Source organism: Actinomyces sp. HMSC065F12 (assembly GCF_001814535.1).
Classification (GTDB): Bacteria; Actinomycetota; Actinomycetes; order Actinomycetales; family Actinomycetaceae; genus Pauljensenia; species Pauljensenia radingae_A.
This window is the reverse complement of sequence record NZ_KV816983.1, coordinates 212,938-214,065: the sequence shown is the minus strand read 5'-3', so window position 1 is coordinate 214,065 and position 1,128 is coordinate 212,938. Positions and strand designations below refer to the sequence as shown.

General features: G+C 55.6%; 1 protein-coding gene. It reads left to right on the top strand.

Annotated features, from left to right (window positions below; translation table 11 throughout):
- Nucleotides 1-1,033, top strand: a 1,033-nt coding sequence (locus tag HMPREF2975_RS07130) for a pentapeptide repeat-containing protein (protein WP_227469312.1), incomplete at its 5' end; no start/stop codon positions are given.
- Nucleotides 1,034-1,128: the final 95 nt, after the last annotated feature.

Sequence of the window (1,128 nt, the reverse complement as noted above, 5' to 3'; positions counted from 1 at the left end):
TGCTGGTCAACCCGAGCGTTTTGTTCCAGCCGCAACTGGTAGTTCCATGAGCACATTTCAACCACGCAAACCTGCCGGTTCGCCCCAGGGCGGTCAGTTCGATTCCAAACCCCACGCTGTTACGGACGCGACCCTTGATTCGAAGGCCACAGTCATACCCGACAAGCTGGTCGACGCAGTTGTAGTGGGGGCGCACCTGGATGGCAGGAATTTTTACAAGCGCCACGCGGAAGACCTGTCAATGAAAGACTGCACGCTCACTGACACGATTTTTGACTATGCGAACCTGAACAGGCTTTATGCCACATGCTGCACCCTAGACGGAACTCGCTTTGACAATGCTGACATGACGTATGGGCTCATCACCGACTGCACGGGGGACGCCACCATGTGCGGGGCCAACATGGATCGTCTTTCCATCTGGTCAAGCTACCTGACTGTCAATGCCGCCCAGTCGTACATGCGTAAGGCCGACATATCGAACACTGTTCTCAGCGAGTCGAACTTTGAGGGGACCGACTTCACAGCGGCTCACATTACTGACAGTGATTTGAACGCCGCGCGCCTGCACCGTGCAGATCTGGGGTACACGCGCGTGACAAACACGGACATGACAAACACGGACATGACGTACGCCGACCTGACCCAGGCTCGTCTGACACTCACCAACCTGAGGTACGCGAACATGGACAGCACGCAGTGGGAAGGCGCCTGCGCATACGATTCGTGTATGGATCATGCCCTGATCACGAACGCTGAAATGAAGAGTTCCGAGTTCATTAACACTACCGCCGTTGGTGCTGAGATCGCCGACTGCTCAATAAAGCGTTGCACGTTTGAGGGTGTGAACTTTAAGGACGCTACGTTCAAGGGGAATCATGTCCAGGGCGACACCACTTTCGAGGAGTGCGACTTCACGAGTGTCGACCTGACGGGCAACTGGTGGAGGCGGGTGATGTTCGCGGGCTGCACCCTGGGGGAGGCGAACACCACGTTCTTGAAGGGCTTGCCGGACGTCACTGTTAAAGACTAGGTTGGGTGATCTCTACACTTCCCACTGATATACTGGCGTGTCGTACGCGACAGCCAAATGTCGGGTTGGGTTCTCTCTACACTTCCCACTGATAT